The organism is Flavobacterium erigeronis, from assembly GCF_054075165.1.
The window spans coordinates 1-18,999 of sequence record NZ_JBSKGP010000011.1 but is presented as its reverse complement, the minus strand read 5'-3'; the positions used below and the strand labels follow the sequence as shown (position 1 = coordinate 18,999).

Annotated in this window: 13 protein-coding genes and 1 tRNA gene; 10 read left to right on the top strand and 4 right to left on the bottom strand. The window is 34.5% G+C overall.

Going from position 1 to position 18,999, the window contains the following annotated elements; all coding sequences use genetic code 11:
* The first annotated feature begins 36 nt into the window (after positions 1-36).
* The 8 genes from ACWA1F_RS20030 to ypfJ all read left to right on the top strand — a co-directional run bounded on the left by ACWA1F_RS20030 (position 37) and on the right by ypfJ (position 11,977).
* Positions 37-1,464, top strand: coding sequence for an L-serine ammonia-lyase (locus tag ACWA1F_RS20030; RefSeq protein ID WP_456896307.1), 1,428 nt, complete (start codon positions 37-39; stop codon positions 1,462-1,464).
* Positions 1,465-1,574: 110 nt separating this feature from the next.
* Positions 1,575-2,768, top strand: coding sequence for an SH3 domain-containing protein (locus ACWA1F_RS20025; RefSeq protein WP_456896305.1), 1,194 nt, complete (start codon positions 1,575-1,577; stop codon positions 2,766-2,768).
* Between the two features lie 51 nt (positions 2,769-2,819).
* Positions 2,820-3,638, top strand: coding sequence for a 3-methyl-2-oxobutanoate hydroxymethyltransferase (panB, locus tag ACWA1F_RS20020; protein ID WP_306160031.1), 819 nt, complete (start codon positions 2,820-2,822; stop codon positions 3,636-3,638).
* A 192-nt stretch (positions 3,639-3,830) separates the two neighbouring features.
* Complete coding sequence (locus tag ACWA1F_RS20015) at positions 3,831-4,520, top strand: RluA family pseudouridine synthase (protein WP_456896302.1); 690 nt, start codon at positions 3,831-3,833, stop codon at positions 4,518-4,520.
* A 75-nt stretch (positions 4,521-4,595) separates the two neighbouring features.
* A complete protein-coding gene (locus ACWA1F_RS20010; protein WP_306160035.1) occupies positions 4,596-5,924 on the top strand; it encodes an aldehyde dehydrogenase in 1,329 nt (442 codons plus the stop codon).
* Positions 5,925-6,044: 120 nt separating this feature from the next.
* On the top strand, positions 6,045-6,842 hold the full coding sequence (locus ACWA1F_RS20005; RefSeq protein ID WP_306160036.1) for a DUF2189 domain-containing protein: 798 nt from the start codon (positions 6,045-6,047) through the stop codon (positions 6,840-6,842).
* Positions 6,843-6,933: 91 nt separating this feature from the next.
* The gene (locus tag ACWA1F_RS20000; protein WP_456896299.1) at positions 6,934-10,986 is read left to right on the top strand and encodes a PAS domain S-box protein; all 4,053 of its coding nucleotides are present in this window, start codon (positions 6,934-6,936) and stop codon (positions 10,984-10,986) included.
* A gap of 139 nt (positions 10,987-11,125) precedes the next feature.
* Positions 11,126-11,977, top strand: coding sequence for a KPN_02809 family neutral zinc metallopeptidase (gene ypfJ, locus ACWA1F_RS19995; protein WP_456896297.1), 852 nt, complete (start codon positions 11,126-11,128; stop codon positions 11,975-11,977).
* A gap of 285 nt (positions 11,978-12,262) precedes the next feature.
* Here ypfJ and ACWA1F_RS19990 read toward each other — a convergent pair.
* The 4 genes from ACWA1F_RS19990 to ACWA1F_RS19975 all read right to left on the bottom strand — a co-directional run bounded on the left by ACWA1F_RS19990 (position 12,263) and on the right by ACWA1F_RS19975 (position 14,953).
* Positions 12,263-12,336, bottom strand: a tRNA-His gene (locus tag ACWA1F_RS19990).
* Positions 12,337-12,415: 79 nt separating this feature from the next.
* Positions 12,416-13,132 (bottom strand): bacillithiol biosynthesis deacetylase BshB1, encoded by a 717-nt coding sequence (gene bshB1, locus ACWA1F_RS19985; protein ID WP_306160042.1) that lies wholly within the window; start codon positions 13,130-13,132, stop codon positions 12,416-12,418.
* Positions 13,133-13,453: 321 nt separating this feature from the next.
* Positions 13,454-14,518 (bottom strand): chorismate-binding protein, encoded by a 1,065-nt coding sequence (locus ACWA1F_RS19980; RefSeq protein WP_456896295.1) that lies wholly within the window; start codon positions 14,516-14,518, stop codon positions 13,454-13,456.
* A 3-nt stretch (positions 14,519-14,521) separates the two neighbouring features.
* Positions 14,522-14,953: a PaaI family thioesterase gene (locus ACWA1F_RS19975; protein ID WP_456896293.1), complete on the bottom strand. Its 432-nt coding sequence runs from the start codon at positions 14,951-14,953 to the stop codon at positions 14,522-14,524.
* A gap of 238 nt (positions 14,954-15,191) precedes the next feature.
* Here ACWA1F_RS19975 and ACWA1F_RS19970 point away from each other — a divergent pair, with 238 nt between their 5' ends.
* Both ACWA1F_RS19970 and ACWA1F_RS19965 read left to right on the top strand, forming a co-directional pair.
* Positions 15,192-16,703, top strand: a complete 1,512-nt coding sequence (locus ACWA1F_RS19970; protein ID WP_456896291.1) for a hypothetical protein — start codon at positions 15,192-15,194, stop codon at positions 16,701-16,703.
* Between the two features lie 252 nt (positions 16,704-16,955).
* Complete coding sequence (locus ACWA1F_RS19965; RefSeq protein ID WP_456896289.1) at positions 16,956-18,797, top strand: endonuclease; 1,842 nt, start codon at positions 16,956-16,958, stop codon at positions 18,795-18,797.
* Positions 18,798-18,999 lie beyond the last annotated feature (202 nt).

Sequence of the window (18,999 nt, the reverse complement as noted above, 5' to 3'; positions counted from 1 at the left end):
TTATTCGATTATCTTTGTCTTAACAAAAATTGAACAATGGAAGAATGTATCTCTGTTTTTGATATGCTTAAAATTGGCGTTGGCCCTTCAAGCTCACATACTTTAGGTCCGTGGCGCGCTGCAGAACGTTTTCTGGAAGAGCTGAAAGACGAAGCAATTTTAGCCGATATCACAAGAGTAAAAGTCGATTTATATGGCTCGCTTTCTTTAACTGGAAAAGGCCACGCAACAGATCTTGCCGTAATGCTCGGATTGAGCGGACAAGATCCTGAATATATTCCTGTAGAAGACATTGCAGGAATTATTAAAAAAATCGAAACCACAAACGAAATCAATTTGGGTAACCAGAAAGTGATTCCGTTCTTTTTTCTTCAAGACATTGTTTTCAACAAAGATTTTCTTCCTTTTCACGCCAACGGATTGAAATTCACAGCTTACAAATCTGATGATTCGGAATACGAATCGACTTTCTATTCTATCGGAGGCGGATTTGTAGTGAAAGAAGAACGTACCAATGCCAAAGCAAAAGAAGTAATAAAATGCGCCTTTCCATATCCAGTTCAAAACGCAGCTGAATTATTGAATTATACGGTTACAGAAAACAAATCGATTTCTGAGATTGTATATGAAAATGAAATTTCGATGCGTCCAGAAGCCGAAGTGCATTCTGAATTAATGCGTATCTGGAATACGATGCTCGAATGTATGTATATTGGCTGCCACTCTGAAGGAATTCTTCCGGGTGGACTTCACGTACGTAGAAGAGCTTTTGACATGCACCAAAACTTAATTGGTTTATCAAATTATACCGATCCGCAAAGCTGGCTGGAAGAGATTAGAAAAACAGAAGTTAAATTTCGCCAAATCCTAAAATGGGTAAGCTGTTTTGCACTTGCAGTGAATGAAGTAAATGCTTCTCTAGGCCGTGTGGTTACTGCTCCTACTAATGGAAGTTCTGGCGTAATTCCAGCCGTTTTGATGTATTATATGGTGATTGAAAACCACAATGCTGGTGAAAAAGAAATCAAACAATTTTTGATGGTTGCGGGCGAAATAGGTAGTATATTCAAAAAAGGATCTACTATTTCTGCCGCAATGGGCGGATGTCAGGCTGAAATTGGCGTTTCGTCTTCTATGGCGGCGGCGGCTCTTTGCGAATTAATGGGCGGAACTCCTGCTCAGGTTCTAATGGCTGCAGAAATTGCCATGGAACATCATTTAGGTTTAACCTGCGATCCTATTGGCGGATTGGTTCAAATTCCGTGTATTGAGAGAAACACAATGGGAGCGATTAAAGCGATAAATGCTGCTGAGTTGGCTCTCGAAACTGATTCTAAAAATGCTAAAGTTCCGCTAGACAAAGTGATCAACACGATGTGGGAAACAGCAAAAGATATGAATTCAAAATACAAAGAAACTTCTGAAGGAGGTCTTGCAATTGCCGTAAATATGGCTGACTGCTAAAATTTAAGTTTGCCACGAATTTCACAAATTACACTAATTTATTTTTTTTAAAAGTTTGAAAAATTGGTGTAATTCGTGAAATTCGTGGCTAAAAACACAAAATCAAATTCATGAAAAAACTTTACTTTTTACTCTTTTTCTGTTCTATTTTACTGCATTCTCAAGAACGTTATTTTCTGAATTCTGACACAAGACTTTTTATTTCTCCAAATACAAATGCCGATTTTTTAGGCTTTTTTAAATATGGAGCTCAAATTCGCTTGCTATCTGAAAATGAAAATGGCTGGTACAAAATACAAGCCGATAATTTGAACGAAGGATTTGTGCAGGAGAAATATATTGCGAAAAGCCTGAATGCAAAAGATGTAAAAATTAAAGACCCTAAAAATCCAATTCTTGAAGGTGGCGACGCGTATTACGGCGGAAATCATCTTTTTATTCTTGCTGCCGGATTAAAAGCCAGAGCTTTACCAGATAAAAACTCAAAAATTAGAGAAATTCTGTTTACTGGAGATCCTGTTGCTGTAAATTATCTCCCATTAAATCCAGACGAATGGGTCAATATTAGCGGAAGCCTGAATGAAGAATCTGCAAAATATACACTGAGAAAATTTCTTGGTACGAGACCTGATTTTAATACTTTATTAAATGATTTCGACACCTTAGATAAAAACGCTCTTTCTGAACGAAAAACAGTAAGCGAAAGAATTGTAGAACTGGCTTGGAATAGCGATTATTCTAAATTAATTCCTGCATACCAAAGATATTATGAAGTTATCAAACAGCTCAATGATCCAAAATTACTTGCTGAAACCGAACTCAATATGGCTTTAGCGAAAGCATTATCTAATCACAAATTATCGGAACAGATTATTGCATTCATACAAAAATCACATTACTCGCTCAAAGGTTTTAAAACAAAATCGGTTACTATTTCGCAAACTGATTTAATTAAAACAATGGGAAATCCTTCTAAAAAAGCTAAGATTTCTGATGAATGCGGTATTTATCTAAGCGATTTATTTTATTATTATCCAGATTTGGAAGTCTCTGTTGATGAAAAACAAAAGCAAGGAGAAATCATCAAAGTTTTTATAAACGAAAACAATAAATTCATTATAAATTCTAATGCGGTTTTAGATCATACGCTGTCTGAAAAAGCTTTCATTGAAAAATATGGAACTTATATTGAAGCTTCTCTAAAATCACCGCACAATTATTCTATTGTAATGGAAGACAGCCAATTTCGTTTAGAATTTAAAGACGGAAAACTATTTTCTGTCGAAATATTCTATTATTGCTGATTCTCATCTTACAATTATTCAATACTTTTACAATATCAAAAAAACAAGAAAATGTCAGTAGCAAAAAAAGATTATAAAAGAATCACAACAAAGTCATTAATTGAGATGAAAAGCAACGGAGAAAAAATCTCTATGCTTACTGCGTATGATTATACAATGGCGAAAATTGTTGATACCGCTGGTATTGACGTTATTTTAGTTGGAGATTCGGCATCAAACGTAATGGCTGGTCACGAAACGACTTTGCCAATTACTTTGGACCAAATGATTTACCATGCTTCTTCTGTAGTTCGTGCTGTAGAAAGAGGTTTGGTTGTCGTTGATTTGCCTTTTGGAAGTTACCAGTCTGACCCAAAAGAAGCGTTGCGTTCTTCGATCAGAATTATGAAAGAAAGCGGTGCTCACGCGGTAAAATTAGAAGGCGGAAAAGAAATTAAAGAATCGATCAAAAAAATATTGCATGCTGGAATTCCAGTAATGGGACATTTAGGTTTAACTCCTCAGTCTATTTACAAATTCGGAACTTACAGCGTTCGTGCAAAAGAAGAGGAAGAGGCTGAAAAACTAATTGAAGACGCTCAAATGCTTGAAAAAATAGGATGTTTTGCTGTTGTTCTTGAAAAAATCCCAGCTGACTTGGCTAAAAAAGTAGCAGAAAGCATTTCTATCCCTGTAATCGGAATTGGAGCTGGTGGCGGTGTTGACGGTCAGGTTTTGGTAATTCACGATATGTTGGGAATGAATAATGAATTCAGTCCACGTTTCTTGCGTCGCTACTTAAATCTTTACGAAGAAATGACTAAAGCAATTGGCCAATATGCTGCAGATGTTAAGGCTAGTGATTTTCCTAATGCTAGTGAACAGTACTAGAAAAGCCGCTAAGGTACTAAGGTGCTGAGTTTCTTAGGGACAAAGTTGCAAAGTGACAAAGTTGCAAAGTTTAAACTTAATGTTTAAGAATATAAATTGCCTCCAGCTTTAGCTGGAGGTTTTGTTTAAGCTTCGAAAAGGCTTTAGCCAAAATTCTCAAAATTTTAAAATTCAACAATCTAAAAATCGGTTTTGAAAATAGTTTCCAATAAAAATAATTTACAAATTTTACACGAAGACAATCATATTATTGTGGTTAACAAGCGTGTTGGCGATATTGTGCAGGGAGATAAAACGGGCGACAAACCTCTTTCTGATATTGTAAAAGAATATATTAAAGAAAAATACAATAAACCTGGAGATGTTTTTTTAGGAGTTATTCATCGTTTGGATCGGCCGACAACTGGAATTGTTGTTTTTGCTCGTACGAGTAAAGCGCTTTCGCGAATGAATGAATTGTTTAGCAATCGGGAAACTAAAAAAACATATTGGGCGGTTGTCAAAAATAAACCAAAAGAAGCAAAAGCAAAATTGGTTCATTATTTAAAAAGAAACGAAAAAAACAATACTTCTAAAGCGCATTTAAAAGAAATTCCTGACAGTAAATTAGCGAGTTTAGATTATGCGATAATCAAAGAATTGCAGAATTACACTGCTCTGGAAATCAATTTGCATACGGGAAGACATCATCAGATTCGTGCTCAGTTAAGCGCTATTGGATCGCCAATTAAAGGTGATTTAAAATACGGTGCAGATAGAAGCAATCCTGATGGCGGAATTCATCTTCACGCTAGAAAACTCACTTTTGTGCATCCTGTTTCAAAAGAAGATATCACAATTATTGCCCCAACGCCAGACGATCCAATTTGGAATGCGGTATGATTTTATGATTTAATTGTTAATTTTTTAATTTTTATCGATTAACTTGCATAGAGTAAAAAACAAGCTAATCGGAAAATGGATTATAAAAGCAACATCAAATATCGAAAGGAAACTCTAAAGAAGTTATTATATAATATTCAGAAAAGTGAAGATTTAATAGTAAAAGCTTTATATGATGACTTTAAAAAACCAGAGTTCGAAGCTGTTTTAACTGAAACCAATTACGTTATTTCAGAACTGAAAGACGTTATAAAAAACATTAGCAAATGGGCCAAACCCGATCGCGTTTTTCCTTCACTGCTTAATTTTCCTTCTAGCGATTATCTTTACAAAGAACCTTACGGAGATGTATTAATTATAGCTCCTTGGAACTATCCTTTTCAGCTTGCCTTATGTCCGCTCGTTGCCGCAGTCGCAGCAGGAAACCGCGTTGTTTTAAAACCCTCTGAATTAACACCTCATACATCTGCTATAATTGCAAAAATTATAGAAAAAACATTTCATGTAAATCACGTCGAAGTTTTTGAAGGCGGAGTCGAAGTTTCTAATAAATTACTGGCCCAGCGCTGGGATTACATCTTTTTTACAGGAAGCGTTGCTGTCGGCAAAATTGTCGCAAAAGCAGCAGCAGAGAATCTAACTCCGGTAACTCTAGAATTGGGCGGAAAAAATCCTTGTATTGTTGATGAAACGGCCAACTTAAAACTTGCTGCCAAACGAATTGTCTGGGGAAAATTTATTAATGCTGGACAGACTTGCATCGCACCCGATTATATTCTGATTCAGAAAAACATGAAGGTCAATTTCATTTCTTATTTAATTGAAGAAATCATTAAGGCTTACGGAAAAAAAATAGACAAATCGCCCGATTTTGCTCGAATTATAAATACCAAAAACTGGTTTCGATTGACCAATATGATTCAAAACGAACACGTTTTGTTTGGCGGAGAAAGTGATGCCAATTCACTTTACATTGCTCCTACCCTTCTTGAAGAACCCGATTTGGACAGTGCCGTTATGAAAGAAGAAATCTTTGGACCAATTTTGCCAATACTGGTTTATGAGAATGAAAATGACATTGAAAAGGTCGTGAGCCGTTATGAGAAACCTCTTTCATTTTATATTTTTAGTGAAAATAATTCATTTTCGCAGCAATTAATTTCAAAATACTCTTTTGGAGGCGGGTGCATCAACGATACTGTTGTTCATTTTTCTAATAAAAGACTGCCTTTTGGCGGTGTCGGACACAGCGGAATCGGTGCTTATCATGGTAAATTAAGCTTCGACACTTTTTCTCATCATAAAGCAATTGTAAAAAAAGGAAACTGGCTCGATTTGCCTATGCGTTATGCGCCTTACAAGGATAAATTGGCTTCCATAAAACGAGTTTTAGACTGGCTATAAATCAGTTAAAAACATTTCGGAATGTTTTGTAGATTTTGATACGGAATTGATTAAAAATACTATATTTACGTCAAGATACCTTTCAAATAGTACAAGTCTATAAAACAATTTTACATTAAAATGAAATCTACACTTAACCAAATTGAGGACATTAAAAAAAATGGCTATTCCCTTGATTTTGCTACAGTTTTTAATCACGCTTTCGAAAATTATAAAAAAATAGCTCTTTACTCTGGGCTTATCATCTTAGTATTTTCAATTATTGCCGCCATAGCTTTTATGGGCATCATGATTGCCTATTTTGGAGCCGAGGCCTTGACTAAAGATTTTATTCAGAATTTTGAAAACCAAGAATTTACTGCCATTCAGCTTGTTATCCAAACCGTCGCTGTTTCTGTAGTGGCAGGAATTACAGCTCCTTTTGGCGCAGGTTTTCTAAAAATGGCAGATTCAGCAGATAAAGATGTAGAATTTAATGTTTCAACTATTTTCAGCTATTACAAATCTCCTTATTTTGGGCAAATTTTTGTTGCAGCATTTATTCCTGCACTGCTAGGAACGGCTCTTGCCAATTTAATTGATAGTCTGGGCGTGTTATTTGTCGGGAATATAATTTCGTTTACTGTTTCCTTTTTTATGTATCTATCGATTCCGTTAATTGTTTTCGGAAATCTTAAAGCATTCGATGCTATAAAATCCAGCATTATTATCGTTACAAAAAATCCGATTAACATATTTGCTTTTTTCATCATAGGTTTTCTTGGTTCAATGGTCGGCTTTATCGGCTGCTGTGTCGGAATCATTTTTACCGTTGTTTTTAATAGCTCTATGATTTACGCAACTTATTTTGCCATTTTTGGAACAGATTCGGAAGAAGAAGATTCAATTGATTCTATTGGAAGATACGATGTAGATTAAAATAGAAAATTCTTATTTCGCAGAGAATCTAACCACTTCTCTTTAAGAATTTTCAAAACCCTATTTACTAAACCAACATACCCCAAATTCTATGGCCGCAAACTGTAGTTTTTTCAATTCGGTTATTTCAGGAATTTCCACTGCTGGAAGTGCCTTTGAATCAATTATGACCGGATGGTATGTATTCAATTCCGACATCATTTATTACAATAATCATAAACTTTTTGTTTTAGGATTATCGCTTTTTGCTTTTCTTTCACTGCTGATTTACCAATTTTTTAGAATTAAATCTAAAATTGGAAATTTCATCGAAAAAAAGAAAGAACACGAAACTGTTAGCAGAGAATACCAGCTTTATATTTTGTTTTTTGGTATTGCGGTAATTGTTATTGAAATTATAAACGAAATCTTCAAAATTAGACCAAAAAGCCTATTGGTTGTAAATGTTCTAATAGGTGTTTTTGTTCTAATTACTTATGCGATAACAGACAAAATCAAGTGGCTTCGCGATCAAATTCAGCAGATTTTTATCTTCTGTTTTTTTATTTATATCAGTTACGTTGCCTACAATATTGTTAATTTAAGAAACGATGTTGTTCCTATCATCGTTTTCTTGATTTCTTTTTTCTTTTCGTACAACATTCTCAAACCCATAAAAATTTACTGGCTTTTTGTTGCTTTAACGTTTACTTTTTTAATTGTCACGTTAGCCTTTCATCTCATCCCTATAAAATCTTCTATTTTACTGCTCAACTTCTGCATACTGATTTTCATTATAAATCAGGTAAAATATGCGGTTTTATTAAACAATCGTGACAATTTTAGGTTTGCAAGCGAAATTGTCCATAAAGGAAACTCGCTTACAATTGCATCCAACCAAAAAGGAGAAATACTATTTTGTAGCGAAACCATAACCCCAATTTTAGGATATCAGCCTGATGCAGTAATGGGGTTAAAATTCTGGGAGTTGACCCAAGATCCTGAATCAAAAGGAAATATAAATGTAGCTGGAAATCAAGAAAATAAGCTTTACATTAGAAAATTAAAAACCGAAAACGGCGAATACAAATACATTCAGTGGAAAGATAAAAAGTTCTCAGACGATTTAATTATCAGTATTGGACAAGATGTTACAGAACAGGTAATTGTTCAAGATCAGTACAAAAATTTAATTCAGACAGCGACGGATATTATTTTTGAAATTGATGCTGAAGGCCATTTTACTTTTATAAACGAATTCGGAATTTCAGCACTTGGCTATCCCGAAAACGAAATCATTACAAAACATTATTCCAATTTTATCCACGAAAATTATATCAGCAGCGCCGTAGATTTTTATGAAAATCTGGTCCTTAATGAAAGTAATTACCCAATTATTGAAATTCCGATTCTAAAAAAAAATGGTGAAGAAATCTGGATTTCACAAAAAATCATTGTCCGTAAAAATGACTTGGGATTAACGATCGGATTTTCTGGAATTGCAAGGGATATTACAGAGAAAAAAAATATCGAAAACGAGAAAAAAAGACGTCTTAAAAAAATTGAGGCCTATAATAGTTCGACCAAAAAATTATCTACAACCGATTTTAGCAAGTATGACCAATTAAACACGGTTATTGATTTAATATTAAAAGAAGCCGCTACAATAAGTCAAGTCAATCGTATAAGTTTCTGGAAATATGATAATGATTTAATCACTTGCAAAAATCTATTCAGTCTTGACAATCAAAGCTTAAACGATAAGAATATTCTAAAAAAAGAATCGTATCCTATTTATTTTGAAACATTAAACAACAAAGCGATTATTAATGCGCCAGATGTATTCAATAAACTGGAAACCTCTGAATTTGAAAAACTTTACTTTACCAAAAACAACATTAAGTCAATGCTTGATGTGCCAATTTTCCTTACGGGTCAATTGGCTGGCGTAGCTTGTTTTGAAAGCACCGAACAAAAACGAGAATGGGACAATGAAGACATCAATTATGCCAGAACTATTTCAGATGTAATTTCACTTGCCATTTCTTCTCAAATGCGTTTAGAGGCAGAAAGAAAATTAGAACTCAAAAGTCAGCTTTTGTCTGCGCTTTCTTTATGCACCGAAAAATTCCTGCTTAGCAAAACCACTCACCAAATGTTTCAGGAAACGTACAACATTATTGGAAAAGCAGCGAAGGTTGACCACATGTATTACTACGAAAAAGATGCCATTTATAATGTAGTGAGCCAAAAATACAAATGGTCTCGTGAGGGCGTTACGCATCAGATTACTCCGCTTCGTCTTATGTCTGAAGAAAATCTGAAAGAAATTTACGAGGCCGCATCGCAAAGAAAAATCGTTAATACATTAACTAGAAATCTTTCTGACGGTTTCTTCAAAAATCTACTGATTGCTAACGAAATACAATCTATTTTAATTTTACCGCTTTATATTAACGATATTTTCAGTGGTTTTATTGGTTTTGATGACTGTACAGTGGAAAGAAAATGGTCTGAAGACGAAATTAATATCTTTCAAGTCTTAGCAAATAATATTTCATCTGCTTTAGAACGAAACCGAAATGAAACTAAAATCATTGAAAGTGAAGAAAAATTCAAACTGATTGCCAACAACATTCCAGGAACAGTTTATCTATCTAAATTTGATGCTTTTTCGACCAAAATATTCTTAAACGACGAAGTTTTAAACCTGACGGGATATTCAAAATCCGAGTTTATCGAAAATAATTTGTCTTTTCTCTCGTTAATTCATCCTGATGATAAAGAAGAAGTAATTAACAACCAAATTGATAATTTACAAAACGGAATGCCTTTGCATAATGTGTATCGCATTAAGCGCAAAAGCGGTGAGTTTATTTGGATAGAAGAATTTGGAGACGTAATTAAACGAGATGATGAGATTGAATTTGTCGGCGGAATTTATTTTGACATTACAAGCAAAAAAGAAATCGAAGATGCCATAAAAGCCAAACAGCTGGCAGAAGCGGCAAACAAATCAAAATCTGACTTTTTGGCTAATATGTCTCACGAAATCAGAACTCCACTAAACGGAATTATTGGTTTTACACACCTATTAATGAAAACGGATTTGGAAGAAATTCAAGAAAAATACATGACCACAATTAACCAGTCGGCTCATTCTCTTCTTGAAATTATAAATGATATTTTAGATTTTTCGAAAATTGAAGCTGGAAAACTCGAACTTTTTATTGATTTATACGATATTAAAAAAATCTTAGGACAAGTTTTTGATTTAATTGTTTACGAGTCTAACAGAAAAAATCTGGAACTTGAACTGAATATTGATCCCGATGTTCCAAACTATATTTGGACAGATATGGTTCGAATCAAACAGATTTTGATAAACCTGCTTTCAAATGCGGTGAAATTTACAACCGAGGGTTCTATAAAATTAAATGTCACTCTTTTAGAAAAAAAACAAAATAACAATTGTCTTATTCGTTTTGCCGTAGTCGACACTGGAATTGGTATTCTTGAAAAAAATCAGAAGAAAATATTCAAAGCTTTTCTGCAGGAAGACAGCTCTACAACAAGAAAATTTGGAGGAACTGGCTTAGGCTTAACCATATCCAATCAGTTGCTTGCTTTGATGGAAAGCCGTTTACAGCTAGAAAGCAAAATTGACGAAGGAAGTACTTTTTTCTTTGATTTAAACTTAAAAACAAGCAACCAAAGCATTAATGATAAATACAATGCCGAACTCAAAAGTTTAAATATCAATGTCGATTCTAATGAAATTGAAACGAGCGACAGTAACATCACTTTTTTAATTGTTGAAGATAATAAGGTGAACATGCTCCTTCTTAAAACCATTATAAAAAATCTCTACAATAATGCTTTTATTTTCGAATGCGAAAACGGATACGAAGCCATTCAGCAATTTGAAAAAATCAATCCGACAATTATTTTTATGGATATCCAAATGCCGATTATGAATGGGTATGAAACTGCAAAAGCCATTAGAAACACCAAAAAAGGGCGAGACATTCCGATAATCGCAGTTACCGCAGGTGCTGAAAAAGAAGAGCGAAACAAATGTATTTCTGCCGGAATGGATGATTATATTTCTAAACCTATTATGAAAGGAACTGTTGAAGAAGCTTTAGTAAAATGGCTAGGATAATTGGTTTCTGCCGTACAAATAGCCTCAAACTCAAAACTCTAAGAACGGCTGAAAACTAAATGTCCTGTTTGTGAAATTTATCATAAAAAATCTCTAAATTCGTACAAGGTTTTAATAACAAGTTAAAAAACAATTCAATATGAAATGGCAAGGCAGAAGACAAAGTGACAATGTAGAAGACAGAAGATCAATTTCTGGCGGTGGCAAAGCACTAGTCGGCGGTGGCGTTATTGGGATTATTATTTTACTGCTGAATGTTTTTGGTGGTGAAACGGGTCAGCAAATAGCCCCAATTTTAGAACAAATGCAAGGCGGACAGCAACAAACCGAAGCTGCAGCTCCTTTAAGCAAGGAAGATGAAGAAATGGGTAATTTTGTTAGAGTTGTTCTAGCGGACAACGAAGACATTTGGAGCAAAATTTTTGCTGAACATGGTATGACCTACGAAAAACCAAAATTAGTTCTTTTCAAAGGTTCTGTACAAACAGCCTGTGGCGGCGCATCATCTGCTTCTGGGCCTTTTTATTGCCCTGGCGATCGTAAAGTGTATATGGACTTAGCTTTTTTTGAAGAATTAAAAAGTAGATTTGGTGCAAAAGGGGGCGATTTTGCCATTGCTTACGTTATTGCACATGAAATTGGACATCACATTCAGACTTTAATGGGGACGTCTTCTAAAATGCGTCAAATGCAGCAAGGAAAAAGTGAGGCAGAAGCCAATAAATTATCTGTAGCATTAGAATTACAAGCCGATTTTTATGCTGGAGTTTGGACACACTATAATCAAGCAAATCTAGACACTGGAGATATCGAAGAAGCTTTAAGCGCAGCAAATGCCGTTGGTGATGATGCTATTCAAAGCAAAATGCAAGGACATGTCGTTCCTGATTCTTTTACCCACGGAACATCAGAACAAAGAATGTATTGGTTTAATAAAGGTTTTAAAAGCGGAGATATCACGCAAGGCACTACATTTGAAGAAATTCGATAATACATAAACCAAATATAATAACCACCAGAAAAGCATGACTTAATCGTCGTGCTTTTTTTTATAAACCATATAAGTTATATAAGTTTTTTTTCGAAGCCATATTGTTGTTTTCCTAAACGGGAGAAAGAACATATTAGAAGCTGAACATATGAATTGTTACAAACATTTCTCTTAAAGATTCTTCTTTAAAAAAAACAAAACTCAAATCACTTAAATGAACTTATATGGTTCCCAAAACATAAAAGCACAAAAAAAGCCTTGAATTTCTTCAAGGCTTTAAATCTGGGTGGCTGACCGGGTTCGAACCGGCGACCCGCGGCACCACAAACCGCTACTCTAACCAGCTGAGCTACAACCACCATTTTTCTGCTTAGCGAGTGCAAATATAGAACAAAGGTTCAGTTCTACAAAGAAAAAAATGAAAAATTTTTATAAAAATTAAATCAAATTTTCTAAGCTATTGACTGCCAAACACCTTTCAACTGTAAAACCTTCTGCAAAATCTTTTCCAACCAGTCTTCCTAAGTCCTGCGCACGATAATTTAGGCTTTCAAAAAAGTTTTTACTTGTAATTGGCGTTGCAGGTTCTTTTGAATTCGGGTCGTAAAATTGGGTTTTATAGGCAGAAATTGCTTCTACTTTCTTTTTTTCAAATCCGGTAATGTCTACCACAAAATCTGGAGTAAGATTTTTCCATTGAATATAATGGTAAACTACTTTTGGACGCCAAGCTTCCTGTTTTTCTCCATCAAGAGTAGTTTCTATTTTCATTAAACCAGATAAAAAACAAGAATCAGAAACCAATTTGCTTCCTTTTCCGTGGTCGATATGACGGTCATCAATTGCATTACACAATACAATTTCTGGTTTATATTTACGAATCATTTTTATGACTTCCAATTGATGCTTTTCATCGTTAACAAAAAATCCGTCACGCATGCGCAAATTTTCGCGTACAACAACGCCTAAAATTTCCGCAGCATCTTTTGCTTCCTGATCTCTAGTTTCTGCTGTTCCGCGTGTTCCTAATTCACCGCGCGTCAAATCAACAATACCTACTTTTTTCCCTAGAGAAACTTCTTTTAAAATAGTTCCAGCACAACCTAATTCTACATCGTCTGGGTGTGCCCCAAAGGCTAATATATCTAATTTCATGTTTTTTTGTTTGTTTTTGTTTCAGGTTTCATGTTTCAAGTTGCCAATTGGAAACTAAATCCTGAAATGATATAAACTAACGCAAAGTGCGCTAAGTTTTTTTTATTTATTATTATGTTTAAAAAAGTTCGCAAAGCTTTATCAATGCAGAGCTTTACGAACTTTGCTTTTTTATATTTACATCAAACGAACATTGCGTTCTTGCGGTTAATTTTGTTTCAACTTCTATGCATTGTCAGGCTGAGCGGAGTCGAAGACCTTTGTGCCCTTCTCCCGAAGCCTCGGGATCGCTCAGGGAGACAATCATTCATAATTCATAACTTATAACTTCAAAACTCTCTTCATCGTCATCGATTTATTGACACTTTCTTCCCACTCTTTTTCTGGAATACTTTCTTTTGTAATACCGCAGCCCATATACAAAATCGCTTTTTCTTCCTGAATCTGCATGCAGCGTAAATTTACAAATAAATCAGAACTTGAATTATTTCCTGCGAAAGTGCTATTTAGTTCCCCTAAAAAACCGGTGTAAAAAGTTCTATCATAGTTTTCATTTTCTAAAATAAATGCTTTTGATTTCTTTTTCGGAAGTCCGCAAACCGCTGGTGTTGGATGCAAAGTATCAATCACTTCTTCCAAAGTTGAATTGTCTTTTAAAACCCCAGAAATATCGGTTTTTATGTGCCAGATCGATCCCGCTTTTAAGCTGTAAGGTTCAGAAACCACAACTGAAGCTGTAAATTCGCGAAGGCGTTTTACAATAAAATCAGTCACAAATTGCTGTTCGTCTTTTTCTTTTTGCTGCCAAACGATTTCTGTTTCCTGATTGTCTTTCTGCGTTCCCGCCAAAGCCATAGTTTCAAAAACATTTCCGTTTGCTTTTAGCAGTTTTTCTGGAGTTGCCCCCATCCAAAGTCCAATTTTAGGATGAAAGAAACAATAACAAAAAGTAGCAGGATAGAGCTGAACCAAGTGCTGAAAAATTTCAATAAAATCAAATTCAGCTAAAGGCACTTCTTCACTTCGCGATAAAACTACTTTTTTAAATTCTTCGTTTTTAATCGCCTGAATTCCTTGCGCCACTAAATATTCATATTGAAATTTCGCTTCAGGATCAAAATTCAAATCGTCAATTTCGATTGGTTCAAAAGAAGTCGTTTCTTTTTCTGCAGTAATAATTTCCGATTCGTTCTCAGGAATTAAAATCAGCTGTTTTTCGTCAAAAGAAGCAAAAACAAAACCTTTTTCACTATAATCCGAAACGGTATTTAAAATGGCATTCTGCTGTAAAATCCCAATGTAGTTTGCTGTATTGAGTTTTGAATAAAGAACAAAAGGTAAATTTTGTTCTTTATGATTTTTAATTTTTAAGAAAAATGAATTCATGATTTATTCGCTTTTCTTTCTATCCAAAACCATATTCGTCAGTTTACAAAGCGAAACCAAGTTTCCTTCTTCATCGGTAATTCTAATTTCCCAAAGATGAAGACTTCTTCCTTTGTGAATAATTCTGGCTGTACCAAAAACATAACCTTCACGAATACTTTTCAGGTGATTTGCCGAAATTTCGATACCTCTTACCTCCTGCTCTTTCGGATTGATAAAAAAGAAAGAAGCTGCACTTCCAACGCTTTCTGCCAAAGCTACAGAAGCGCCTCCGTGCAATAATCCCATTGGCTGGTGAACACTTGGATTTACAGGCATTTTTGCAGTTAAAAAATCTTCTCCAGCGTCGATATATTCAATTTTTAGCGTCTCCATCAATGTGTTTTTTGAAAACTCATTGCAGCGCGCCAAAATCTGTTCTTTTGTATAATTCATTAAAATAAACTTTAAAATCGTAAAATTAAAGAAAGATAAGACATAAATCTAAAATCGGATTCTAAAATTTAAAATTCAACTTCAAACTTGTCAGTTTTTTGCTATTTTTACAAAAACAATTAAAATCAATCTTTGGCTTTTTGCCACAGATTACACAGATTTTCACAGATTATTTTTTTTATGCACCAAGCAAAAAATCATTTTAATCCTTTTAATCTGTGGCAAAAAAACTATCTAAATGCGTCAATACTTTTTACTTTTTATTTTCGGAATAATTCTGGCTTTCAGCTCTTGCCGAACTGATTTTGATACTGTTGCCAGCACAGGAGATTTAAAGTTTTCGAAAGACACCGTTTATTTAGATACTGTTTTCAAAAATATTGGTTCTAGCACTTACCAGCTAAAAGTTTACAATCAGAGTAAAAATGATATCTCGATTCCGGTTGTGCAATTCAAAAAAGGTTTAAGTTCTAAATATAGAATGACCGTTGACGGAATGACAGGAAACAACGGAAAGATTTTTAATAATGTCACGCTTTTGGCGAAAGACAGTTTGTACATTTTTATAGAAACCACAGCAGATATTACAGACGCCAATCCAGACGATTTTTTATATACCGATGAAATCCAATTTGACAGCGGCACCAATCTTCAAGAAGTCGCTTTGGTAACTTTAATTCAGGACGCTGTCTTTTTATATCCAAACCAAAATCCTGACGGTTCTAAAGAAAAAATTAAAATCGACGGCAAAGATGTTGACGGATTTTATTTGAGTGAAAATGATCCAACAAACGGAAATGAACTTCTTTTTACAAATGAAAAACCGTATGTTATTTATGGATACGCAGGAGTTCCAGAGAATAAAACCATAATTTTTGAAGCTGGTTCAAGGGTACATTTTCATGCTAGTTCTGGTTTGTATGTTGGCAAAAATGCTTCGCTGCAAATTAACGGAAAGGCTTCTGCAACTGACAAACTTGAAAATGAAATTATTTTTGAAGGCTATCGTTTAGAATCTATGTATTCTGATATTCCTGGACAGTGGAAATCGGTTATTTTTGAAAAAGGTAGCGCCAATCATTTTATAAATCATCTAACTTTAAAAAATGCCGTTATAGGTTTAGATTTTAGAAGTGCGCTGAATCCGATTCAAATTAAAAACACTCAAATTTACAATTGTGCCGAATACGGAATTTTAGCTCAAAATGAACGGATTACGGGAGAAAACATTGTTATAAATCATGCTGGACTAGCGAGTTTATCTTGTGTTTACGGCGGAAATTACAGCTTTACGCATTGCACATTTAACAACAATTGGTCTGGCGGCGTTCAATTTGCAGTGAATTTAAGCAATGCTTTGGCAGGCGCAACTCCAGAAACCAATCCACTGACAAATGCTACTTTTAATAACTGCATTATTTATGGCTCTGCGACAAACGAACTCAATTTAGATAAAAATACAGCTGCAGCCTTTGTTTATCAACTGAATAATTGTTTATTGAAATTCAGCAGTTCTACAACAAATCCGTTGTATCAATTCAAAACGGATACAGAGCATTATAACAATATTATTTTGAATGAAAATCCGAAGTTTTATAATGCTGCTGAAAATAAATTCAATATTGATAAAACTTCTGCCGCTTTCGCGAAAGGGAATCAGGCATACATCATTCCAACTGATATTTTAGGAGTTACGAGAACTTCTCCACCAGATTTGGGCGCTTACCAAAGCGCTGAATTCCCAAAATAAGTTTTTTCTAACCATATAAGTGATATAAGAAAATTAAGTTTTTTTTTAAACTCCAATTTTTTAAATAAACTTACATGACTTATATGGTTTAAATAATTACCGTAAGAAAACATCTCTAAAATTAAACATCACTTAACATTTCGAATTCATTAAAATAGTAAATTTGATTGAACGATATTTTAACTTTTTAAAATTCAACCATTTAAAAAGATTAAAATTTCAATTCTCAACCAAATCTTTAAAACTATTATTATGAAAAAAAACTACTATTTATTGTTATTGCTGTTTACTGCAATTGGTTTTGCTCAGATTCCATCTGGATATTACAATACCGCAACAGGAACGGGTTATACTTTGAAAACACAATTGTATAACATTATTAAAGACCATACTAACAATGGTTACGCCGGACTTTACACCACTTACCTAACTTCTGATGTCGATAGTTTTTACGAAAACGACGGAACAATTTTAGACATGTATTCTGAAAATCCTTCGGGATCAGATCCATATACCTATACTACGGGAACGACTCAGCGATGTGGCAGTTATTCGGTTGAAGGAGATTGCTACAATAGGGAGCATATTATTCCGCAATCTGTTTTTAATGAGCAATCGCCAATGGTTGCCGACGCCCATTTTATTACACCAACTGATGGAAAAGTAAACGGAATACGTTCCAATTATCCACACGGAAATGTAAGTTCAGCAACCTACACTTCTCAAAATGGAAGCAAATTAGGCTCAAGTGCCGTTTCTGGATATTCAGGAACCGTTTTCGAACCTATCAATGCTTTTAAAGGCGATATTGCCAGAATGTATTTTTATTTTGCAACGCGTTATGAAAATACCGTTACTGGTTATTCTTATCCGATGTTTAATGGTTCTAGCAATCAGGTTTTCACAACAGCTTTTCTAAATCTGCTATTGGCTTGGCACGCGCAAGATCCTGTAAGCGCAAGAGAAATTGCTAGAAACAATGCTATTTATGCACGTCAAAACAATCGAAATCCGTTTATTGATCATCCTGAATATGTAAATCAAATTTGGGGCGGAACACCTTCTGGAGATACTCAAGCACCGACTGCACCTGCAAGTTTAGCTTCAACAACCAAAACAGCCACCTCGATTTCTTTAAGCTGGACGGCATCTACAGACAATGTAGCCGTTACGGGTTATGATGTTTATGCAAATAGTGCTTTAAAAACCACTGTTTCAGGAACTACAGCAACTATAACAGGATTAACAGCTTCGACAAGTTATTCTATTTATGTAAAAGCGAAAGATGCAGCAGGAAATACTTCGGCCTCAAGCAACACTATTTCCGTTACAACAAACAGTAGCGGAACAGGAACGGCAACCGATCTTCTTTTCTCTGAATACATTGAAGGTTCTGGAAACAATAAAGCATTAGAAATTGCCAACAATACTGGAAGTTCTGTAAACTTATCGGCTTATACGATCAAAAAACAAACTAATGGCGCAGGTTCTTGGAGTACAGGTTTGGCATTGAGCGGTACTTTGACAACAGGAAGTAAATTTGTAATTGTAAACAGTTCTATGTCGTCGAGCTGTTTTTCTACCAGCGCCGCCAATATTTCTACCACTGCAACCGAATTAACTTTTAACGGAAATGATGCTGTCGGTTTATTTAAAAATGGTGTTTTAATTGATATAATCGGAACATTCAATGGCGGAACTTCCAATTTTGCCATCGATCTGACTCTAAGACGAAAATCGACTGTAACGTCTCCGAGCACTACATTCAATTTAAGTGCGCAATGGGATTCTTTCTCACAAGATACCTGCAACAACCTAGCAAGCAAAATGGTTGAAATTGCCGAAATTGAAGAAAAAGTTAGTACAGACGAAATCGCCATTTATCCAAATCCTTCTGATGGGAATTTCAATATTGGTTATGGAAGTTCAACATCATATTCTATAGAAATTATTTCGTTTACAGGACAAAAAGTATTCGAAAAACTAAACACTTCAGATTCGGAAATTTCAGTAAGAAATCTACCAAAAGGCATCTACGTAGTTCAAATTACTACAGCAGAAAAAACTGTGACTAAAAAAATAATCATCGAATAATTATAATTATAGGTTAACGAAAAAAGCGGCAATTTTTGTCGCTTTTTTTATTTTTTGAAATGCGCATATTTTTTTCTCGCAGATTTAGCAGATAAAGTAGATTATTAAACCGCACAAAGATTTACGCAGATTTTAAAATAAAAATCTATAAAATCTGCTCAAATCTTTATAAATCTGCGTGAAACTTTTTTAATCATTTCGT